15 protein-coding genes are annotated in these 21048 nt (G+C 70.3%); 9 read left to right on the top strand and 6 right to left on the bottom strand.

Annotation, left to right across the window (positions count from 1 at the left end; translation table 11 throughout):
- Positions 1-71 precede the first annotated feature (71 nt).
- The 7 genes from AB0K35_RS18040 to AB0K35_RS18010 all read left to right on the top strand — a co-directional run bounded on the left by AB0K35_RS18040 (position 72) and on the right by AB0K35_RS18010 (position 13071).
- Positions 72-1295, top strand: coding sequence for a glycosyltransferase family 4 protein (locus AB0K35_RS18040; protein WP_363886360.1), 1224 nt, complete (start codon positions 72-74; stop codon positions 1293-1295).
- The gene (locus AB0K35_RS18035) at positions 1292-4165 is read left to right on the top strand and encodes an O-antigen ligase family protein (RefSeq protein ID WP_363886357.1); all 2874 of its coding nucleotides are present in this window, start codon (positions 1292-1294) and stop codon (positions 4163-4165) included. Before AB0K35_RS18040 ends, AB0K35_RS18035 begins: the two co-directional genes overlap by 4 nt.
- 17 nt (positions 4166-4182) lie before the next feature.
- A complete protein-coding gene (locus AB0K35_RS18030) occupies positions 4183-5451 on the top strand; it encodes a glycosyltransferase family 4 protein (RefSeq protein ID WP_363886355.1) in 1269 nt (422 codons plus the stop codon).
- Complete coding sequence (locus tag AB0K35_RS18025) at positions 5448-6698, top strand: glycosyltransferase family 4 protein (protein ID WP_238671679.1); 1251 nt, start codon at positions 5448-5450, stop codon at positions 6696-6698. The genes AB0K35_RS18030 and AB0K35_RS18025 overlap by 4 nt, the downstream gene beginning before the upstream one ends.
- A gap of 105 nt (positions 6699-6803) precedes the next feature.
- Complete coding sequence (locus AB0K35_RS18020) at positions 6804-8687, top strand: nucleoside-diphosphate sugar epimerase/dehydratase (RefSeq protein WP_238671680.1); 1884 nt, start codon at positions 6804-6806, stop codon at positions 8685-8687.
- A 255-nt stretch (positions 8688-8942) separates the two neighbouring features.
- The gene (locus AB0K35_RS18015; protein ID WP_363886352.1) at positions 8943-12047 is read left to right on the top strand and encodes a M14 family zinc carboxypeptidase; all 3105 of its coding nucleotides are present in this window, start codon (positions 8943-8945) and stop codon (positions 12045-12047) included.
- 91 nt (positions 12048-12138) lie between these two features.
- Positions 12139-13071, top strand: a complete 933-nt coding sequence (locus tag AB0K35_RS18010) for an NAD(+)/NADH kinase (RefSeq protein ID WP_238669369.1) — start codon at positions 12139-12141, stop codon at positions 13069-13071.
- 139 nt (positions 13072-13210) lie between these two features.
- On the opposite strand, the gene pgm is transcribed toward AB0K35_RS18010, so the two are convergent.
- Positions 13211-14854, bottom strand: coding sequence for a phosphoglucomutase (alpha-D-glucose-1,6-bisphosphate-dependent) (gene pgm, locus AB0K35_RS18005; protein WP_238669368.1), 1644 nt, complete (start codon positions 14852-14854; stop codon positions 13211-13213).
- A 31-nt stretch (positions 14855-14885) separates the two neighbouring features.
- Positions 14886-16118 carry a glucose-1-phosphate adenylyltransferase gene (gene glgC / locus AB0K35_RS18000; RefSeq protein ID WP_363886349.1) on the bottom strand — a complete coding sequence of 411 codons (1233 nt, stop codon included), beginning with the start codon at positions 16116-16118 and terminating at the stop codon, positions 14886-14888.
- Between the two features lie 70 nt (positions 16119-16188).
- On the opposite strand from glgC, the gene glgA reads away from it, so the two are divergent.
- Positions 16189-17409 (top strand): glycogen synthase, encoded by a 1221-nt coding sequence (gene glgA, locus AB0K35_RS17995; protein WP_363886346.1) that lies wholly within the window; start codon positions 16189-16191, stop codon positions 17407-17409.
- Positions 17410-17419: 10 nt separating this feature from the next.
- On the opposite strand, the gene AB0K35_RS17990 is transcribed toward glgA, so the two are convergent.
- Positions 17420-17869, bottom strand: coding sequence for a helix-turn-helix domain-containing protein (locus tag AB0K35_RS17990; protein WP_238669365.1), 450 nt, complete (start codon positions 17867-17869; stop codon positions 17420-17422).
- Between the two features lie 139 nt (positions 17870-18008).
- Between AB0K35_RS17990 and AB0K35_RS17985 the strand changes: the two genes are divergently transcribed.
- Positions 18009-18932: an aldo/keto reductase family oxidoreductase gene (locus AB0K35_RS17985; RefSeq protein WP_363886343.1), complete on the top strand. Its 924-nt coding sequence runs from the start codon at positions 18009-18011 to the stop codon at positions 18930-18932.
- A 135-nt stretch (positions 18933-19067) separates the two neighbouring features.
- Here AB0K35_RS17985 and AB0K35_RS17980 read toward each other — a convergent pair whose 3' ends face one another.
- The 3 genes from AB0K35_RS17980 to AB0K35_RS17970 all read right to left on the bottom strand — a co-directional run bounded on the left by AB0K35_RS17980 (position 19068) and on the right by AB0K35_RS17970 (position 20921).
- On the bottom strand, positions 19068-19463 hold the full coding sequence (locus AB0K35_RS17980) for a CrcB family protein (RefSeq protein ID WP_238669364.1): 396 nt from the start codon (positions 19461-19463) through the stop codon (positions 19068-19070).
- Positions 19463-19861 carry a CrcB family protein gene (locus AB0K35_RS17975; protein ID WP_363886340.1) on the bottom strand — a complete coding sequence of 133 codons (399 nt, stop codon included), beginning with the start codon at positions 19859-19861 and terminating at the stop codon, positions 19463-19465. Before AB0K35_RS17975 ends, AB0K35_RS17980 begins: the two co-directional genes overlap by 1 nt.
- A gap of 115 nt (positions 19862-19976) precedes the next feature.
- On the bottom strand, positions 19977-20921 hold the full coding sequence (locus AB0K35_RS17970; protein WP_363886337.1) for an inositol-3-phosphate synthase: 945 nt from the start codon (positions 20919-20921) through the stop codon (positions 19977-19979).
- Positions 20922-21048: the final 127 nt, after the last annotated feature.

Genomic DNA, 21048 nt, shown 5'->3' with positions numbered 1-21048 from the left:
GCACTGACCGAGACCAGACGGGATCGACACCGACGCCGCGCGCCCATGTGGTCCGGCACGAGGAGCAGGACGTGAGCACAAACCGCCGCAGTGCCGGCAACCGGCCACTGCGCGTTCTCCAGGTGACAAGCACGGCCGTCGGCGGTGACTGGTTCTACGACCAGGTGACCGGGTTGGCGCGGCTGGGGCACGACGTCTGCGCTGTCGTACCGGGCGAGGGTCCGCTCACCGACCGCCTCGGGACGGCCGGGGTCCGCACCGAGATCGTGTCGATGTCGGGTTGGCGCCCGCGGCAGCTCCCCCGGGTCGCGGCGGCGCAACTGCGTCTCGTCCGCCTGGTCCGGCGCTTCGACCCCGACGTGGTGCACGGCCATCTGGTGAAGGCCAACATCGTCTGCCGGTTGGCCAGTCTGGCCGCCCGCCGACCGCTGCTTGTCAACCAGATCGCCGGCGTCGTCCACCTGCGCAGCCCACTGTTCAACAGAATCGACAGCGCGACCCTGCGCCGGGTGGACGTCCTGATCGGGTCGTGCCACGCGTTCGCCGAACAGTACCGGCGCTTGGGCGCGCGGGCGGTGGCTGTCAGTCACTACGGGTGCGACGTGCACCGGCTCGACCCGACCGCGAGCGGGGAGCCCTTCCGGGCGGAGTTCGGGCTGGCCGCCGGCACCCCCACCGTCGGAATGCTCGCCCACATGTACCGCAGCCGACTCCAGGCGTTCCAGGACATCGGTTTCAAGGGCCACGAGGTCTTCCTCGACGCGGCCCCGCGCCTGCTGGCTCGGGTGCCGGCGGCCCACCTCTTCGTCGTGGGCGACGAGTTCACCGGTGACGTGGGCTACCGACGTGAGCTGGAGGAACGCGCCATCCGACTGGGCGTCGCCGAGCGCGTGCACTTCACCGGTCGCCGGAGCGACGTGCAGGGCGTTCTGGCCGGTCTCGACGTGGCGGTCACACCGTCGCTCGAGGAGTCCGCGTCGTACGCCACCATCGAGGCGCTGCTGATGGAGCGCGGCGTGGTGGCCAGCGACGTCGGCGGGTTGCCGGACACCGTGCAACATGGCGAGAGCGGCCTGTTGGTGCCTCCGGCGGACCCGGACGCGCTGGCCGACGCCGTCGCCGACCTGTTGGAGGACCCTCAGCGGCGGGCTGCCATGGCTCGGCTCGGGCGCAGCCGCTGCCTGGACCTGTTCGACATTCAGCGGACGGTCGCCGACGTCGAGGCGATCTACCGGGCGGCGCTCGACGGCCGTCCACTGCCGCGGGCCGGACGCCTGTCCGAGGTGGCCCGATGACGGCCGCGACGCCGCCCCTCGGTCCGAGCGCCAACCCCGGTACGGATGCCGGGCCGGCGGTGACAAGCGGTCGGGACGTCGCCGAAAGCGGCCGACCCACCACCGGTCCGGGCGCTTCGGCGCGGGTCTCGGAGCAGAGTGTGTCGGCCGCTGCCGCCGGGTCCGTCGGAACCAGGGTCGTGCTCCTGGCCATCAGCCTGGCAACCGGGGTGTTGGCAGCCCGGGTCCTCGGCCCGCACGACCGCGGCGTGGTGGCGGTCGTGCTCGCCTGTGCGGCGATCTTCGGAGCGCTCCTCACAGTGGGAATGGAGACGGCCAACCTCCGCTACGCGGGCGCTTCGGTCGCCGCCCACCGGCGAACCGTGTGGTGGAGTCTGCGCCACGTCGCAACGGTGGGAGTCGGCGTGGCAGCCGCCTGGGGGGCGCTGGCGCTGGTGGTCGGGCCAGCCGTTCGGATCGGGCTCGACCCGGTCACCTTCGCCCTCGCGCTCAGCCTCGGCCCCGTGGTGCTGCTCTCCTCCCTGCTCGGCACTGCCGAGATCGGCCGCAGTCGCGCCTCGGTCTACAACTGGACCGTCATCGGAGGGCTGCTCGTCTACGGCCTGCTGCTCGTCGCCCTGGCGGTGACCGACCGCGCGGACACCGACACCGTCATCGGCGCGTACCTCGTGGGCCAGGTGTGCGCCGCGGCGGTGCTGCTCGTCCGCGCCCTGCCGTTGAGCCGCCACCCCGGCACACCCCAGGACGCTGCCGCGTACCGGGCGTTCGCCCGCCGGGTGTACGCACCCAACCTGGCCCAGTTCGCGATGGTGCGCAGCCAGGTCCCCGCCATCCACCTGGTGGCCGGTGCGGGCGCCGTCGGCGTCTACTCGGTGGCGGTGCCGTTCGCCGAGATGCTCCTGGTGCTCCCGGTGGCGCTCAGCCTCATCCTGGTGCCGGCTGTCGCGCACGGCGGCGCCGACTGGCACACGGTCCGTCGGATGTCGGTGCAGACACTGCTCATCACCGCCGTCGGGGCGGGGCTGCTGGCCGCGGTGGCGCCGCTGGCCTTCCCGCTGCTCTTCGGCAGGCAGTTCGCCGAGGCCGTACCGGTGCTCTGGGCGATGCTGCCCGGCCTCATCGTGCTCGCGGTCGCCCGCACCGCGCAGAGCTACCTGACGGCCGTCGACCGTCCGGGCCCGCCAACCCTGGCGGCCGTGAGCGCCGCCATCGGCGGGCTGCTCGCCATGGTCGTCCTGATCCCACGCTTCGGCACGCTCGGCGCGGGCTTCGCCGTGTCGGCCGGATATGTCCTCTACGGCCTGGTCGTCGGCTGGGCCTTCCTCGATCACCGGCCTGTGCAGGGCCGGAGAAACGGTCCGACCAGAATGACGACTGAACGCGGCGGCCGGCACGCGAGGCCAACGACACGGGACCGCGATTCCCTGCTGCCGGCGTGGGGACGAGCGGCCGGCGTGCTCGTCGCCGGGGTGGCCGCCGGTGTGGTGGCGGTGCAGGACACGTCGCTCCTGCTCCGGCTGGCCGCTCTCGCAGTGGTGGTGCTCGTCATCACAGTGCCCGGCTTCGGCCTCTACTGCATCGCGCTGGCGGTGCCCGCATCGCAGTTGCCCATCGCCCCGGCGGCGAGCAGCACCACGCCGTTGCTGGCGCTGATCCTCTGCACTCTGGTCGGCACGTTGCTCCGCGGCCGCACCACCCGCCGCAGCACCCCCGCCGTCCTCATCGTGGCCGGCCTGACCTGCGTCCTCGCTCTCGGTGTGACGGTCGGCGGCCAACCCAACCAGGCGTTCCGGTCGGTGGCCGCGATCGCGATACCCCTGGCCTGCATACCGCTGATCGACACCGCCCGAGCCCGCTCACGGTCCGTCCTCCTCGTGTTCGCGGTCGCGGCGACCGGCGTCGGCCTGTTCCACGCCGCGCTCGCCCTGATCGGAACACCGGTGCTTGCCGAGGAGAACCCGGCCCTCGCCGAATCCCTCAGCAGCCTGAACCACAACGCGTGGGGGCCGATGTTGCTGCTGGCGCTCGCCGTGCTGCTGGCCAGGCTGCGACCGGGCGTGTCGGGCACAGCCCGGGTGTTGACAGTCGCGGGGATCGCCGCCGTGGTCGTCAGCGTGGTGCTGTCGTACAGCCGCTCGACGTACATCGGCGGAGCGCTGCTCCTGCTCTGCTTCGTGATCCAGCGACGGCGCACGGTGGCCCTGGCCCTCACCGGCATCGTCGTCGTCCTCACCGTCGGCCTGACCGGGGTGCAACTGGTGCCGGATCAGGTGGCCGAGCGGATCGCGTACACCACAGTGGACGGACGACTGGACAGCTCCAGCAGCGTACGCCTGGACCTGTGGCTCAGTGCCCTGCGGATGGCCGCCGACCACCCTCTCGCCGGCGTGGGTTTCCAGAACTTCCGGACCCACCTGCCGGAGTACTTCCAGCCCGAGGTCACAGTGGCCGCCGTCGACGTCCAGCTCGACAGCCTCAACCACGCGCACAACACCTACCTCACGGTGCTGGCCCAGACCGGGCTGGTCGGCGTCCTCCTGGTGGGCGGGCTCCTGTTCATCGTGATCCGCCAGACCCGTCGACGCCTGCGCGACGGCGACCAGAGCGCCGAGGCGGCAGTGCTCGGCATGGCCGCGGTCGGTGGGTGCAGCCTCTTCGGAGAGCCGTTGCTCACCCTCCCGGTACTCATCCCGTTCGTGCTCCTCCTTGCCGTCGCCACTGCCCGTTCGCAGGGCGAGCCGAAACGCGTGACCGACAGGCGTCCCGCCGGAGCGAAGCACTCGGTGCGGACCAGACCGGCCTGGACGCCCGGCCAGAGCGGCTACGGCGCACGCCGCGGACGGTCCACCGCCGACAAGGTCCTGACGTGATCATGAAGGAGACGAAAGTGACAGCGACGCGTCCCGACACACCGAGGGTCGAGAGCCACGACCAGCCGCGTCGGCAGCGGACCGTCCCGGGCCCGGCCCCCACGCCCGTACTTCCGTCAGTGATGTTGCTCTGCGGCGCGAGTTCGCTGCACGCCCGCAAGTGGGCTGTCGCATTGGCGGAACGTGGTCATCCGGTCATCGCCGTCAGTTGGATCGACGCGGAGCCGATCGACGGCGTCGAACTGCGCGTGGCGCCCGGGACCGGCCGGACCCGCAACGGACGGTGGGGGGCGGTGTGGCAGCTCGCCGCCGCCGGCTGGTGGCTGCGCCGGCAGACTCGCGAGGCTCGCCCCGACGTGCTGCACGTGCACTCGGTAGGGATGGCGGGTCTGCTCTCGCTGCTGGCCCCGCGTCGACCCGCCCGGGTGGTCACGCCCTGGGGGGTCGACCTGCAGTCAGCGCGCCGGTCCAGGGTCCGCAGATGGGTCGCCCGGGCCGCCCTGCGCCGCTCCGACCTCGTCCTCCCCACCGCGGAGTCGGTCCGTACGGAGATCATCGAGCGCTACCGGATACCGGCGGAGAGCACCCGCACCGTGTCGTGGGGCGTGGACGACAAGCTGTTCGCGCTCCGGGACACCGTGACGCCAGCGTCGGTGCGGGCCGAATTCGGCATCCCGGCCGACGCGACAGTGCTGTTCGCCGCCCGGACGGCCGGTCCCGTCTACCGCACGCCCGAGGTCCTGCGGGCGTTCGCCCGGGTGGCCGCCGCTCGTCCCGACCTTCACCTCGTCGTCCTGGCCGGGCACCGTCCGGCCGAGGCAGCGGCCGCTCAGGCGCAGCGGCGGTGCGTCGCGGAAGCCCACGAACTCGCCGCGAGCCTACCCGGACGGGTCACGGTAGTGGACCGGTCATTGACACCTGAGGACACCTTCCGGCTGATGCGGGCAAGTGAGGTGAGCATCTCGGTTCCTCGCTTCGACCAGCGCAGCTGCACTGTGCTGGAGGCGGCGCTCGCCGGTTGCCGGCTTCTGCTCGCGGATCTGCCGCCGTATCGCGAGATGGTCGAGGACGGCATGGCGGCCGACATCCTCAGCGGGCCGTTGGAGACCGCGCTGGCGGAACAGCTCATGGCCGCCCGCCCGCTGGAGCCGATTCTGCAAGAACGCAACCGGCGCTTCATCGAGACGTCGGAGTCCTGGTCACGCCAGGTCTCCGTGGTGCAGGAGTGCTACCGGCGGCTGAGCACCGACCGAGCTGAACGACGTCGGGACGGGGCTGCCCGGTGAGGATCGTCTACCTGCACCAGTACTTCCGCACACCGGCCATGTCCGGGGGCACCCGGTCCTACGAGTTCGCCAGGCGTCTGGTCCGCAACGGCCACGACGTGCACGTGGTGACCAGCGACACCGAGTCCTCGTCGGACGCCAGGCAGACCTGGCGGACCACTGTCGAGGCGGGCGTGGTGGTGCACTGGGCGGCCGTCCCCTATCGCAACGCGATGTCCATCCGGGAACGCATCTCGGCCTTCGGGAAGTTCGCCCGGTTGGCGGCTCCGCGCGCGGCGTCGCTGGAGCAGGACGTCGTCTTCGCCACCAGCACGCCGCTGACCATCGCGTTGCCCGCTGTCTACTCCGCCCGCCGCCGCCGGACGCCGATGGTGCTGGAGGTACGCGATCTCTGGCCGGAGGTGCCGATCGCGCTGGGCGCGTTGCGGTCGCCGCTGACGCGGCGCGCGGCAACCGGCCTGGAGGGATGGGCCTACCGCAATGCCGCTCACATCCTGGCGCTGTCGCCGGGGATGGCGGCGGGCGTTCGGGCGCGGCACCCCGGGGCTGCGGTGACAGTCATTCCCAACGGCTGCGACCGTCAGTTGTTCGCCGACGCGGACGCTGCCGGCCGGGCGCTACGGGATCGCACGCCGTGGTTGGGCGACCGTCCGCTGATTCTGTACGCGGGGACGCTCGGGTTCGTCAACGACGTGGGTTATCTGGTGCGGATGGCCGCGACGCTGCGTCGTGACCACCCCGACGTGCGGATCGCTCTCGTCGGGCAGGGCGCGGAGGCGGCACAGGTGCGCGCACAGGCAGCCGCGTCCGACGTCCTGGACCGAAACCTGTTCATGGTCGACCAGGTGCCGAAGGCCGAGGTGGTGGCGTTCTTCGGTGCCTGCGATCTCGCCGTGTCGACGGTGCGCGACGAGCCCGCGTTGCACGCCAACTCGGCCAACAAGGTCTTCGACGGGTGGGCGGCCGGCCGGCCGGTAGCGGTCAACCACGAGGGGTGGATCGCCGACATCCTGCGCCGCAGCGGGGCCGGAGTCGTGCTGCCCGCGGGAGATCCCGCCGCCGCGGCGACGCTCGCGGGCGCGTTCGTCAGCGATCCGGCCAGGACCGCCGCGGCGCGGGCCGCGGCGCGGGTGGTCGCGGCCAACGAGTTCGACCGCGACCTGCTCTTCGAACGGTTCGAGGACGTGCTGCGGGGGGCGGTGGTGCCACGACAGCCGGCCAGGTCAATAGCGGGACAAACTTCGTGAATGACCAAAAACCAGTCATAAAGTGATTAGTTTTGGTAGGACGTTAATAAGACCATCTTGGTGGTTTTCCCCGGGATGGGCCGCTATCGCAGCAGGAGTTTCCACATGCCACTTTTGGGGACAAGCCCCAGCGAGTCCACACGCCTCGGTCGGTCACATCGCCACGTCCGACTGGCCGGCGGCCTCCTCGCAGCGGACGCCCTCGCCTGGATCGCGGGTTTCGCCGTCGCCGCGTGGGTGCGCTTCGAGTTCTCGCTCACCGGCCCCGCCCTGGCCCGCGCGATCGGCATGGGCGTGGTCGCCGCGGCCGCGCACGTCGCAGTGTCCGCCGTTCGCCGCAACCTGTCCGGCCGGCACCCCCTGGGCAGCGTCGAGGAGATGCAGGGGCTCGCCAACACGGCCCTGACCACCGGCGTGCTCCTGCTGATCGCCCTCGTGCCCATGACGTCCCGACCGGTGCCCGCGAGCACGCCACTCGTCGGCGCGGCGATCGCGCTGACCGTCATGCTCGGCACCCGTCTGGCGTACCGCAGCCGCAGCGACCGGACGTTGCGCCCGGACGCCGGCCGAGCGGAACCGGTCCTGCTCTTCGGCGCGGGCTCGGCCGGTCAGGGGCTCCTGCGAGCCATGCTGAGTGATCCGGCAGGGCAGTTCCTGCCGGTCGGGATGCTCGATGACGACCCGCAGAAACGCCACCTGTCGCTGGCGGGCGTGCGCGTGCTCGGCTCTCGCTCTGACATCGACACTGTCGTGCGGCGTACCGGCGCGAAAATGGTGATCTTCTCCGCCGCCAACGCCGACTCCGAACTGATCAACGAGGTCCGCGAGAGCACCCTGAAGACCGGAGCGACGTTCAAGATCCTTCCTTCGGTACGGGAACTGGTCGACCATCGGATCACGGTGAGCGACGTTCGCGACCCGGACATGGCGGACCTGCTCGGACGACGACAGGTGATCGGCGACCTCCGGGATGCGGAGTCCCAGCTGCGCGGACGCCGGATCCTGGTGACCGGCGCCGGTGGGTCGATCGGCTCCGAGCTGTGCCGCCAGATCATGCGGGCCGATCCGGGCGAGCTGATGATGCTCGACCGCGACGAGTCGGCCCTGCACGCCTTGCAACTGTCGATGTCGGGTCGCGCGATGTTGGACAGCCCCGAGCTGATTCTCGCCGACCTGCGCGACGAGGAACGGATCCGGCGGGTGATGGCGGAACGCCGACCCGACATCGTGTTCCACGCCGCGGCCCTGAAACACCTGACACTGCTGCAACGCCACCCGGGCGAGGCGGTGAAGACGAACGTGTTCGGCACGCAGACCGTGCTCAACGCGTGCCGCGACGTGGCGAGGTTCGTCAACATCTCGACCGACAAGGCCGCCGACCCGGTCAGTGTTCTCGGCTACTCCAAGCGGATCACTGAGCGGTTGACAGCGAACGCCGCCGCGACGCACGGCGGCACGTTCCTCAGCGTCCGCTTCGGCAACGTCCTGTCCAGCCGAGGGTCGGTGGTCACGGCGTTCCGGGCCCAGATCGAGGCGGGACTGCCGATCACCGTCACTCACCCCGACGTGACGCGCTACCTGATGACAGTGCAGGAGGCGGTGCACCTGGTGCTGCAGGCCGCCGGCATCGGCCGCGACGGCGAGGCGCTCGTCCTCGACATGGGTGAGCCGGTACGGATCGACGACATCGCTCGCCAGTTGGCGAGCCAGGCGCCGGGGCCGGTCCAGATCGTCTACACCGGGCTCCGGCCGGGCGAGAAACTCCACGAGGCTCTGATCGGCGCTGGCGAGCGGGACCTCCGCCCGCTGCACCCGCTCATCTCGCACGTGGCGGTGCCCCCACTCGACCCCATCGAGATCACCACACTGGACCCGTTCGAAGACCCAGAGAAGATCATCGACCGCCTGGCGTGGCTGTGCGGCCAGTCCACCGGCATCGTCGCGCAGCAGGCCGTCAAGTCGACAGCTCCGGCACCCAGCGCGAGCTGAGTCGACGCCGACCCCGCAGGTGGCGTCCGGGGATGGATCCTCGACGCGCCTGCGGGGTACGGCCTGCCGGCCCGACTCGATCATCGCGAGGTGGTCCGACGAACGCCCGCCCGCGACGCGGGTCCGCCTCGCGTTGAGCGTCACACCTGGCACCAAAGCCGACACGGTCAGCAACGAAGCTCCCATCGACTGATTGACATCGATAGCGGCACACCGAAGGCTCGCGCCTACAGGTCCTTCACCCAAGGAGGCGCGATGAGACCGAGACGACTGGCGATCGCCGGCGTGGTCACCCTGCTCGGCGCACTGGCACTGACCCCACCGGCCAGCGCGCGGCCGCCGTCCGACCCCGGCGTCCGCGACGGCCTGGAGGTGTACGTCGGCACTGTCGACGCGAAACAGCGGGAGCAACTGCGCGCGGCGGGGGTCGACCTCGGACACGACGCGAAGGCGGACGCGTCCGGCCGTACCACTGTCGAGACGGTCCTCAGCAGACGGCAGGCGAAGCGGTTGACCGACAAGGGCGTACCGCTGTCGGTGAAGAAGGTGCGAGGCAAGGACGCGTCGCAGGCGCTGCGGGAGCAGGCCGCCGCCGGCTGGACGAGTTTCCGCCCCTACGGTGAGCCGGGCGGCCTGCGAGACGAGTTGAACGCCACAGCGGCCCGGTATCCCAAGCTGACCAAGGTGGAGACGATCGGTCGCAGCCAGCAGGGGCAACCGATCGTCGCCGTGAAGGTCACCAAGAACGCGCGGACCGTCGCCGACGGCCGGCGACCGGCGGTGCTCTACGCCGGTGCCCAGCACGCCCGCGAGTGGATCACACCGGAGATGACCCGCCGGCTGATGCATCACGTGCTGGACAGCTACGGCACCGACCGGGAGATCACCCGACTGCTGGACACGACCGAGCTGTGGTTCCTGCCGGTCGCCAACCCGGACGGCTACGACTTCACGTTCACCCCGGGCAACCGTCTGTGGCGCAAGAACCTGCGGGACAACAACGGCGACGGGCAGGTCGGCTCCGGCGACGGCGTCGACCTCAACCGCAACTTCAGCTACAAGTGGGGGTACGACAACGAGGGCTCGTCGCCGGAGCCGAACAGCGAGACCTACCGGGGCCCGGGCCCCAACTCCGAGCCGGAGACCAAGGCGCTGGACCGGCTCTTCAAGCGGGTCGGGTTCGAGTTCTTCGTCAACTACCACTCGGCGGCCGAACTGCTGCTCTACGGCATCGGCTGGCAGGTGAGCACCCCCAGCCCGGACGACGAGATCTACAAGGCGATGGTCGGGGACGACGCGCACCCGGCGGTGCCCGGCTACGACCCGGACATCTCCGCGGAGCTGTACACCACAAACGGTGACACCGACAGTCACGCCACCGTCAGGTACGGCACGCTGGGCTTCACCCCGGAGATGTCCACCTGCGAGGCCGCCTCGGCCGTCGACCCGGACGACCAGTGGCGCCCCGAGGACTGCGTCAGCGGCTTCATCTTCCCTGACGACGAGGCGCTGATCGCTGGCGAGGTGAGCAAGAACCTGCCGTTCGCGTTGGCCGTGGCCCGGTCGGCTGCGGACCCGGACGACCCGGTCTCGGTGGTCGGTCGGAGCACTCCGGACTTCGTGGTGGACGCCTTCGACACCTCGTACGGGCGCACCCAGCAGGTCGCCTCGATCACCCGTCGGGCGCTGAAGAACGTGCGGATGCACTACACGGTCAACGGTGCGCGACCGAAGACGGTAGCGGTCCGCGAGTGGCGCGGTGGCGAGCGGTACGGCGACACACACGACGACTACTACGCCGAGCTACGGGGCACTGTCAGCGGCGCGAAGCCGGGCGACCGGGTGGAGGTCTGGTTCACCGGGAACAAACCGCGTGCCGGGGTGGTGGCCAGCGAACACTTCACCTATCGGGTGCACAACGACATCGGCGGTGACGTGCTGGTCCTCGCGGTGGAGGACGTCACCGGCCTCAGCCCGGCGCAGACCGGCACCACCGCGAAGTACGCCGACGAGGTCGCGGCGTCGCTGGGCGCCGCCGGGCGCAGCAGCGACGTGTACGACTTCGACGCGATGGGCCGCAAGGCGCCGCACCCGCTCGGCGTGCTGTCGCACTACGAGGCGGTGGTCTGGGAGACCGGCGACGACGTGATCCTGCGCTCCCCCGGTCAGGTGGCCGGCACGACGGCCAGGGCGGCACTGGAAACCGAGCTGGCCATCCGGGACTACCTGAACGAGGGCGGCAAACTGCTCGTCAGCGGCCAGTACGCGTTGTTCGCGCAGGGCGCCAACGGGTCGTACGTCTATCACCCGGACGCGCCACCGGAGTGCACCGATGCCGAGGCCGCCAGCTGTCTGCCGCTGTTGAACGACTTCCAGCAGTACTGGCTGGGCGCGCACACCTACGTCAGCGACGGCGGAACCAGCCCGGACGGGGAGCCGTACCCGGTCGTCGGGACCGACGCGGCGTTCACCGGCTTCGACGGGCAGCTCAACGCCGCCGGCTCGGCGGAGAACCAGGCGCACACCGCCTCGTTCCTGACCACGTCGAGTTTCCTGCCGCCGGACGAGTTCCCGCAGTTCGCCAGTTCCGCGCCGGTGGGCTGGACCCGACCGGGCGGCGCGCCGTTCGATCCGCGTACGGGTGAGTGGTACCTGTACAGCGGGCAGACCGACGAATCGTACAAGCGGCTCACGCGCACTGTGGATCTCACCGGGGCGAGCAGCGCGGAGTTGCGCTTCTTCACCTCCTACGAGATCGAGCAGGACTGGGACTTCATGTTCGTCGAGGCGCACGAGGTGGGTAGCGACGACTGGACGACCCTGCCGGATGCCAACGGCAAGACCAGCACTGTCACCGGGGACAGCTGCGTCGAGGGTTGGGCGCAGTTGCACCCGTTCCTCACGCACTACCAGGGCGCTGACTGCTCCCCCACCGGGAGCACCGGCAGCTGGAACGCGGCGAGCGGGTCATCGGGAGGCTGGAAGGAGTTCGTGGCCGACCTGTCGGGCTACGCCGGTAAGCAGGTCGAGGTGTCGATCACCTACGCCTCGGACTGGGGCACCCAGGGTCTCGGCGTCTTCGTGGACGACGCCCGGGTGCTGGTCAACGGGTCCACGGTCGCGGATACCTCGTTCGAGTCGGCCGACCTGGGTGGCTGGACGGTGGCCGGCCCACCGCCCGGCACCGCCGGCAACGCCAACGACTGGTCGCGCAGCCAGCAGGCGTTCGAGGAGGGCTCGGTGGTGGTCACCGGGGACACGGTGTACCTGGGCTTCGGGTTGGAGGGTCTGCCGCCGGCGGCCCGCGACGACCTGGTCGCCCGCTCGTTGACCCACCTCACCGGGCAGCCCCGCCCCTGACGGCGGCAAGGTGCGCCGACGGTCCGCGGACCGTCGGCGCACCTTCGGTGTACGGGGGGTACGGTCGCCGCCGATGTGGTGAGCTGTACGGGTGTCGGGGCTGGGACTTGTGCTGCACCCCACCCGGGATGTCACCGAGGTGGTCGGGATCATCGAGCGGTGGGCGACGCGTCACCACAAGACGCTGATGGTGCGCGAGGAGGACCAGCACCGTGTCCCGTCCGGCGTCGAGCCGGTGCCGGCGGGTGAGGTCGCGACCCGCGCCGACGCGTTGATCAGCATCGGCGGTGACGGCACCATGCTGGGTGCGCTGCGCTCCGCCATCGGCGACCCCAAGCCGGTACTCGGCGTACACCTGGGTCGTCTGGGGTTTCTCGTCGAAGTCGAGCCGCCGGAGTTGCCCGAAGCGCTGAGCCGGCTGCTGTCGAAGGATTTCACCATCGAGTCGCACGCCTGCCTCGCCTGCGACGTCTGCGGCGACGACGTGGTGGCGTTCAACGACATCGCGTTGGTTCGTCAGCCGGGCGCCGGCTTCGTCAGCGTCACGCTCGCCATCGACGGCCAGCAGTACGGCTACTACCGCAGCGACGCCGTGGTGGTCAGCACTCCGATCGGCTCGACGGCGTACAGCTACGCCGCCGGTGGTCCACTGATCTCCCCGGCGGCGGACTCGGTGGTGATCACGCCGGCCGCGCCGATGGCCGGCATCTCCCGGGCGGTGGTGCTCTCCCCGGACGAGAAGATCCGGTTGGAGCTGCAGCCCAACTCGTCGCCGGTGGTCGTGGAGATGGACGGGTTGGTGTTCCGCGACGCGGCCACGGAGGGGACGGTGGACATCTCGTACCGCCGGGATGCCGGTCTGGTGGTCCGCTTCGACCCGTTGCGCTACCAGGAGCGCAACCAGTTGAAGATGACGCTGCTCGACCTGCCGTTCCTCCCCGAGCAACTCCGCGAACTGCTCCCCGAAGAGCTGCGCCGACGCGGCCAACAACTACCTCCACCCGCCGACCCCCCACCCTGCTGACCCCCCACCCTGCTGACCCCCCACCCCCGCCCCCGGCGCCGTTGATCAAGAGGTTTGCGTCACGACACGCCGGTCGGCATGACGCAAACCTCTTGATCAACGGACGGGTGGAGGGGTGCGTGGGGGGTGGTGGGTGGGGTTAGGCCTGGGTTAGGGCTTGGTCCACCAGGGTTTTGGCTTCTTCCTGGATCTGCTTGAGGTGGTCGGGGCCCTGGAAGGACTCGGCGTAGATCTTGTAGACGTCCTCGGTGCCGGACGGACGGGCGGCGAACCAGCCGGACTCGGTGCTGACCTTGAGGCCGCCGATCGCCGCGCCGTTACCGGGGGCGGTGGTCAGCGTCGCGGTGATCGGCTCACCGGCAAGCTCGGTGGCGGTGACCTGCTCCGGGGAGAGCTTGCCGAGCACTGCCTTCTGCTCCCGGGTGGCCGGAGCGTCGATCCGGGCATACGCGGGCGCGCCGAAACGCTCGGCCAACTCCGCCCAGTGCTCGCTCGGGCTACGGCCGGTGGTGGCCTGGATCTCGGCGGCGAGCAGGCAGAGCAGCAGGCCGTCCTTGTCGGTGGTCCAGGTCGAGCCGTCGCGCCGCAGGAACGACGCCCCGGCGCTCTCCTCGCCACCGAAGCCGACCGCCCCGTCGAGCAGGCCGGGGACGAACCACTTGAAGCCGACCGGCACCTCCAGCAGCGGCCGACCCAGGTCGGCGGCGACCCGGTCGATCATCGACGAGGAGACCAGTGTCTTGCCCACCGCCGCGTCCGGCCCCCACTCGGTGCGGGTGCGGAACAGGTGACGAATCGCCACCGCCAGGTAGTGGTTGGGGTTCATCAGCCCGGCGTCCGGGGTGACGATTCCGTGCCGGTCGGCGTCGGCGTCGTTGCCGGTGGAGATCTGGTAGTCGGCCCGCGCGGCGATCAGCGATGCCATCGCGTTCGGCGAGGAGCAGTCCATCCGGATCTTGCCGTCGCCGTCCAGGGTCATGAACCGCCAGGTCGGGTCGACAGTCGGGTTGACCACTGTCAGATCCAGGCGGTGCCGCTCGGCGATCTCACCCCAGTACGCCACGCTCGCCCCGCCCAACGGGTCCGCGCCGATGCGGATCCCCGCAGCGCGGATCGCGTCGATGTCGATCGCCGCCGGCAGGTCGTCGACGTAGTTGGCGAGGAAGTCGTACTCCCCTGTGGTGTCGGCGGCCCGCGCTCGCGCGTAGGTGATCCGGCGGACCTCCTTGAGCCCTGCGGCGAGGATGGCGTTGGCCCGGTCCTGGATCCACCGGGTCACGTCGGTGTCGGCCGGCCCGCCGTTTGTGGGGTTGTACTTGAAACCGCCGTCGTCGGGCGGGTTGTGCGACGGGGTGATGACGATGCCGTCGGCGAGCCCGCTGGTCCGCCCACGGTTGTGCGTGAGGATCGCGTGCGACAGCGCCGGGGTCGGGGTGTAACCGTCGCGGCTGTCCACCAGCACGGTGACCCCGTTTGCGGCGAGCACCTCCAGGGCGTCCACAGCGGCCGGCGCGGAGAGCGCATGGGTGTCCCGGGCGAGGAAGAGCGGCCCGTCCAACCCCTGCTCGCGCCGGTAGTCGCAGAGCGCCTGGGTGACCGCCAGGATGTGGTCGGAGTTGAACGCGTTGCGCAGGCTGGAGCCGCGGTGGCCGGAGGTGCCGAAGGAGACCTGCTGGGCCGGGTCCGCGGGATCCGGATGCTCGGCGTAGTAGGCGGTCACCAGGCGCGGCACGTCGACCAGGTCGGCGGGCTCGGCGGGCTGGCCGGCACGGGGGTGGGTCACTGCGGGATCCTCCTCGGGGAGTGCCTGTCGGTCACGGCACGACCTTCTGGCCCTTGCCGATCACCACGATGCCGTTGTCGGAAACGGTGTAACGCTGCCGGTCCTTCTCCAGGTCGACGCCGATCTCGACGCCCTCCGGGACGAACACGTTCTTGTCCAGAATGGCCCGCCGGACCACAGCGTGCCGGCCGATCTCCACACCCTCCATCAGCACCGAGCCCTCGACGTGCGCCCAGGAGTGCACCCTCACCTTCGGCGAGACGATCGAGTTCTCCACCAACGAGCCGGAGATCACCACACCAGGGGAAACCATCGAGCCGACCGCCCGGCCGATCCGCTCACCCCACTGGTGCACGAACTTCGCCGGCGGCCACGGCGGCTGCTCCGTGTAGATCGGCCAGTCGAAGTTGTACATGTTGAAGACGGGGTGCACGTTGATCAGATCCATGTGCGCGTCGTAGAACGAGTCCAGCGTTCCCACGTCCCGCCAGTAGCCGCGGTCACGGTCGGTGCTGCCCGGCACCTCGTTGTCGCGGAAGTCGTAGACGTTGGCCTCGCCGCGTTCGACGAGCATCGGGATGATGCTGCCGCCCATGTCGTGCTTGCTGGACTTGTCGGCGGCGTCGCGCTCGACCGCCTCACAGAGCGCCCGGGTGGTGAAGACGTAGTTGCCCATCGAGGCGTAGATCTCCTCCGGCGCGTCGGGCAGACCGACAGCGTCGGTGGGCTTCTCGCGGAACGCCCGGATCCGCTTGCCGTCCTCGCCCACCTCGATGACGCCGAACTGGTCGGCCATCGACAGCGGCTGACGGATGCCGGCCACCGTCACCGCCGCGCCGGAGGCGATGTGGTCCTCCACCATCTGCCGCGGGTCCATCCGGTAGATGTGGTCGGCGCCGAAGACGATCACGTAGTCGGGCTGCTCGTCGTTGATCAGGTTGAAGCTCTGGTAGATGGCGTCGGCCGAGCCGGCGAACCACCACGGGCCACGACGCTGCTGCGCCGGCACCGGGGTGACGTAGTTGCCGAGCAGCGTGGACATCCGCCAGGTCTTGGTGATGTGTCGGTCGAGGGAGTGGGACTTGTACTGGGTCAGCACGACGATCTTGAGATAGCCGGCGTTGGCCAGGTTGGAGAGGACGAAGTCGACCATGCGGTACATCCCGCCGAACGGGACGGCCGGCTTGGCCCGATCCGTGGTGAGTGGCATCAGGCGCTTGCCCTCCCCACCCGCCAGGACGATCGCGAGCACCTTGGCAGCCATGCCCCGACGCTATCCACCCGCGTCCCACTTCACCACTCGTACGGGGAGTCTTCTGCACTAGGGTGCGCACATGACCGACTCCTCCCCGGCCACCGGATCCCTGCGCGTCGATCTGCTCACCCGCGAGTACCCACCGGAGGTCTACGGCGGCGCGGGCGTGCACGTCGAGTACCTGGCTCGGGAGTTGCGCGGCCTCGCCGACGTACGGGTGCACTGCTTCGGCCTGCCGCGCACCGAGCCGGGCGTCACCGCGTACGCCGAACCGCCGGGCCTCACCGGCGCGAACGCCGCGCTGAGCACGATGGGCGTGGACCTGGAGATGGCCGCCGGCGTGGCCGGCACCGACGTGGTGCACAGCCACACCTGGTACGCGAACCTGGCCGGCCACACCGCGAAGCTGCTGCACGGGGTGCCGCACGTGGTGACCGCGCACAGCCTGGAGCCGCTGCGGCCGTGGAAGGCCGAGCAGCTCGGCGGCGGTTACGCGCTCTCCTCCTGGATCGAGCGCACCGCGTACGAGTCGGCCGACGCGATCATCGCGGTCAGCGGGGGGATGCGCAACGACGTGCTGACCGCGTACCCGCAGATCGACCCGGACCGGGTCCGGGTGGTCTACAACGGCATCGACACCGTCCAGTACGCCCCGGACCCCGGCACCGACGTGCTCGCCCGGCTCGGCATCGACCCGTCCCGCCCCAGCGTCGTCTACGTGGGAAGGATCACTCGGCAGAAGGGTCTGCCCTATCTGCTGCGCGCCGCCCGGGAGTTGCCGGCGGACACCCAACTGGTGCTGCTCGCCGGCGCGCCGGACACGGCCGAGATCGCCGCCGAGGTCGAGGAGCTGGTGGCCGAGCTGCGGGCCAACCGTTCCGGGGTGGTCTGGGTGGCCGAGATGCTGCCCAAGCCCGACGTGATCCAGGTGCTCACCCACGCCACAGTCTTTGCCTGCCCGTCGGTCTACGAGCCGATGGGCATCGTCAACCTGGAGGCGATGGCCTGCGAGACGGCGGTGGTGGCGACCGCGACCGGCGGCATCCCCGAGGTGGTGGCCGACGACGAGACCGGCCTGCTGGTGCCGATCGCGCAGGCCACCGACGGCTCCGGCACCCCACTGGACCCGGACCGCTTCGTGGCCGACCTGGCGGCCGCGATCAACACGCTGCTCGCCGACCCGGCGCGCACCGAGAGGTTCGGCCTGGCCGGCCGGCGGCGGGCGGTGGAGCACTTCTCCTGGGACGCGATCGCCCGGCAGACCCTGGACGTGTACCGCTCGGTCGGCGCGGCGGGCTGACCCGCCCCGGTCATCCCGCGGAGGCTCGGGTGTCGTACGTCGCCCGGTTGTCGAGCACCTCGTCCATGTGCGTCTCGGCCCAGCCCTTGAGGCCTCGGATCATGTGGTGCAGCGAGAGGCCGAGGTCGGTCAGCTCGTAGGTGACCGTGACGGGCACAGTCGCCGTCGCCGTGCGCGTGATCAGGCCGTCGCGTTCCAGGGAGCGCAGCGTCTGGGTGAGCATTTTCTGGCTGACGCCGGCCAGAAGGCGCGACAGCTCGGAGTAGCGCAGCGGGCGGGGTTCTCCGGCGCAGTCGGCGCCGAACCGGTGGGAGCCGTCGCTGCCCAGCGCGGCCAGGATCAACGTGACCCACTTGTCGGAGATCCGGTCGAGCAGTTTGCGGCTGGGGCACTCGGCCAGGAATACGTCGTACTCCGCCCTGGTCTGTGCTCTCTGCTGGGCCGCCGTCGTCGTCGCCATCCGCGCCACTCCCCCACCTGTCGGTGTGTTACGCACTTTGAGGTGCCTACTTCCCAACAGGAAGTTACCCGACCAGAGTGAAGCAGGTAACTGCGCGGCACCGATCGCGCCGCACTCCACTGAAATCCGAGGTCTGCACATGCGCTCCACGTCCCATCCAGACGACGCCCGTACCCTTGCCGGCAGCGCTTCCCTTGCCAGCAGCGCTTCCCTTCCCGGCGGCACCTGGATGCTCGGCGATCTGACCGTCACCCGCTTCGGCTACGGCGCCATGCAGCTCGCCGGCCCGCGGGTCATGGGGCCGCCCGCCGACCACGACGGCGCGCTCGCCGTCCTGCGCGAGGTCGTCGAACTCGGCATCACCCACATCGACACCAGCGACGCCTACGGGCCACGCATCACCAACAGGCTGATCCGGGAGGCTCTGCACCCGTACCCCGAATCGCTGCACATCGTCACCAAGGTCGGCGCCACCCGCGACCAGCAGGGCGGCTGGCCCCCCGCCCGCAAGCCCGACGACCTGCGCCGGGCGGTCCACGAGAACCTGGAGAACCTCGGCGTCGAGGTTCTCGACCTGGTCAACCTGCGGCTCGGCAACGCCGAAGGCCCGCAACCCGGCTCGCTCGCCGAACCGTTCGAGACGCTCGTCGACCTCCAGCGGCAGGGCCTGATCCGGCACCTCGGCGTGAGCACCGCGACGGCGCAGCAGATCGCCGAGGCGCAGGCGATCGCGCCGATCGTGTGCGTGCAGAACATGTACAACCTGGCCTTCCGCCAAGACGACGAGCTGATCGACACGCTCGCCGAACAGGGCATCGCCTACGTGCCCTACTTCCCGCTCGGCGGCTTCAGCCCGCTCCAGTCCGCGGCCCTGTCGGCCGTGGCCGCCAGGTTGGCCGCGACGCCGATGTCGGTCGCCCTGGCCTGGCTGCTGCGGCGCTCGCCGAACATCCTGCTCATTCCGGGTACGTCGTCAGTCGCGCACCTGCGCGAGAACGTCGCCGGCGCGGGGCTGTCGCTCTCCGACGAGGACCTCGCCGACCTGGACAAGATCGGAAGGTGACGATGCGTCCCCCGCACGGGGCGCACGCCGCCTTTCTGCCGGGGCACACGGCCGCCTCTTGTCGGGTGCCCCGGCGCCCCGTGCGGTGGTCTCGTTCACTGACCCGAGCGCGCTGCGGTAGTCAGGCTTGGCGGGCTAGAGCAGGCTGCCGATCCACAGGCCGAGCGCGGCCAGCACGAGGCTCGCACCGAGGCTGCCGAGCACGTTGAACGCCTCGACGGCGGCATTCTTCCGCAACAGTCCCAGGGAGTGCCACTCCTCCGTGGAGAACGTCGTGTAGGCGCCCAGGAAGCCGACCCCGACGATCGAGGCGAAGTCCTGCGCTCCCCCAGCGACGTTCTTCACGGCGTAGCCGGTGACGATGCCGAGCACGAAGGCGCCCGAAACGTTGATCAGGAAGGTGCTCGCCGGGAACGCCTTGCTGGGTCCGGTGGCCCGTCTACTCCACCACGGCTTCACCAACGCATCGACGCCGGCGCGGCTCAGCGCCCCGAGCCCGCCGGCCAGGAACACCCCGATGCCCACCCACATCAGGCGCCCCGTCCCGCCGGATGCCCCACCCGCAGTTCCGCGAGGCGAGCCCCGAGCGCCGCCGCGAGCACTCCACCGACGATGGACACCACGAGATAGGCGATGCCGATCCCACTGCGCCGTGCCCCGATCAGCTGATCGCTCTCGACGATGAAGTGCGACCAGGTGGTGAACCCGCCGATGAGCCCGGTCGACAGAAACGGCTTGCCCCACGGGCCGGGCAGCCGGTGTGCCGCCAGCAGCGTCATCACGGCGCCGAGCGCGAAGGCGCCCACCATGTTGATCACGAAGGTGACCCAGGGGAAGTGCGGTGGCGTGGCCGGCGCGAGGCCGAGCCCCAGCAGGTAACGCAGGGTAGCGCCGATACCACCGCCGACGACGATCGCGAGGATTGTCATTCGCCCATTCACTCACCGCCAGCCCCCGCCGCCGCCCCGGGTCGAGAGGCCCTCACCCGTACGGTCGACACCCCGCCCGCGCGGTCCTGGTGATGACGCCGCGCGGTGGGCCCGCTCAGATCGCCGTTCCAGGTGGAGATTTCAGCAACGAGGTCGCCTCGGCGCAGTGACCACCACGTCCGTTCCGTAGCGCGCTGGCGGCGAGACGGATGAGGTCGATGTTGACCCCCGCGGCGCCGCTGGGATCGTGCACCTTCAGTTTCACGTCGAGGCTCACCGCTGTCTCGCCCCAGCCCTGCGCCTCGATGTTGAGGTGAGCCACCTTCTGCGACGCGAGATGCGGGAGGTAGCCGAGCGGAGCCACCTCGACGCGGTCAGCCCCCGACAGCGCGTTGAGCTTCGACTGCTTCTTGGAGTCGGGGTTCTCGACCAGGTTGCGGAAGTCTTCGGTGCCGCCCAGATTGACCTGGTAGGAGCTGATCAGCGTGAGGCCCCGCTCCTCCAGCAGCCGCAGCAACATGTTGTGCACCACCGAGGTGCCGAACTGGCTGGCCAGGTCGTCGCCGAGCAGTGGCAGACCGGCAGCTTCGAAGGTATCCAGCAGCTGTGGATCGCGGGCGACGGGGTCGGCGGTGGTGTTGATGAAGGCGACACCCGCTGTGTGCGCCGCCACGGCGTACGCCCGGGCGGTCTCCGGCCGACCACTCGGTGCCGAGTAGAGCAGCACCTCAGCCCCGGCCAGCGCCGCTGCCACCCGCTGCACCTCGGTCGCGTCGACGAGGCCCTTCGTGACCGGCACACCCGCTCTGGGCAGGTCGCAGTTGAGCCGGGGGAAGTTGTTGGGCGGCAGGAAGATCGCCTCGGTCAGGTCCCTGCCGATCTTCTCCTTGGAGGTGGCGAAGGCCGCGACGACGTCGATGTCACCCACCCCGAGCCCGTCGATCGTCGGCCTGCGGATTCCGACCAGGCTGCCGCTCTCGCGGTAGAGCGCGAGCCCCTGCACCAGTGCCGACGTGTTGTTACCGACCCCGACAACCGCGACCCTCACCCGTTCGATCATGGCGAGAGGCTACGTCACCTCCTGGGTCACTCGGGTTTCAGGAAACCGCCGCATCCGGGCCGCGTCGACACCGCGCTTTCAAGGAAGTCGTGTGGATCTTGGCCCGCGGCCCAACGTGCGGGGCGGA

Source organism: Micromonospora sp. NPDC053740 (genome assembly GCF_040677775.1).
Taxonomy (GTDB): Bacteria; Actinomycetota; Actinomycetes; order Mycobacteriales; family Micromonosporaceae; genus Micromonospora; species Micromonospora alfalfae.
This window is presented reverse-complemented; position numbering and strand designations above follow the sequence as displayed.

Excerpts from the sequence above, each read along its gene's own strand:
- AB0K35_RS17990 (WP_238669365.1), bottom strand. The coding sequence starts at position 17,869 with ATGGCGACGACGACGGCGGCCCAGCAGAGAGCACAGACCAGGGCGGAG.
- AB0K35_RS17970 (WP_363886337.1), bottom strand. The coding sequence starts at position 20,921 with ATGATCGAACGGGTGAGGGTCGCGGTTGTCGGGGTCGGTAACAACACG.
- AB0K35_RS17975 (WP_363886340.1), bottom strand. The coding sequence starts at position 19,861 with ATGACAATCCTCGCGATCGTCGTCGGCGGTGGTATCGGCGCTACCCTG.
- glgC (WP_363886349.1), bottom strand. The coding sequence starts at position 16,118 with ATGGCTGCCAAGGTGCTCGCGATCGTCCTGGCGGGTGGGGAGGGCAAG.
- AB0K35_RS18015 (WP_363886352.1), top strand. The coding sequence starts at position 8,943 with ATGAGACCGAGACGACTGGCGATCGCCGGCGTGGTCACCCTGCTCGGC.
- glgA (WP_363886346.1), top strand. The coding sequence starts at position 16,189 with ATGACCGACTCCTCCCCGGCCACCGGATCCCTGCGCGTCGATCTGCTC.
- AB0K35_RS18035 (WP_363886357.1), top strand. The coding sequence starts at position 1,292 with ATGACGGCCGCGACGCCGCCCCTCGGTCCGAGCGCCAACCCCGGTACG.
- AB0K35_RS17985 (WP_363886343.1), top strand. The coding sequence starts at position 18,009 with ATGCGCTCCACGTCCCATCCAGACGACGCCCGTACCCTTGCCGGCAGC.
- AB0K35_RS18020 (WP_238671680.1), top strand. The coding sequence starts at position 6,804 with ATGCCACTTTTGGGGACAAGCCCCAGCGAGTCCACACGCCTCGGTCGG.
- AB0K35_RS17980 (WP_238669364.1), bottom strand. The coding sequence starts at position 19,463 with ATGTGGGTGGGCATCGGGGTGTTCCTGGCCGGCGGGCTCGGGGCGCTG.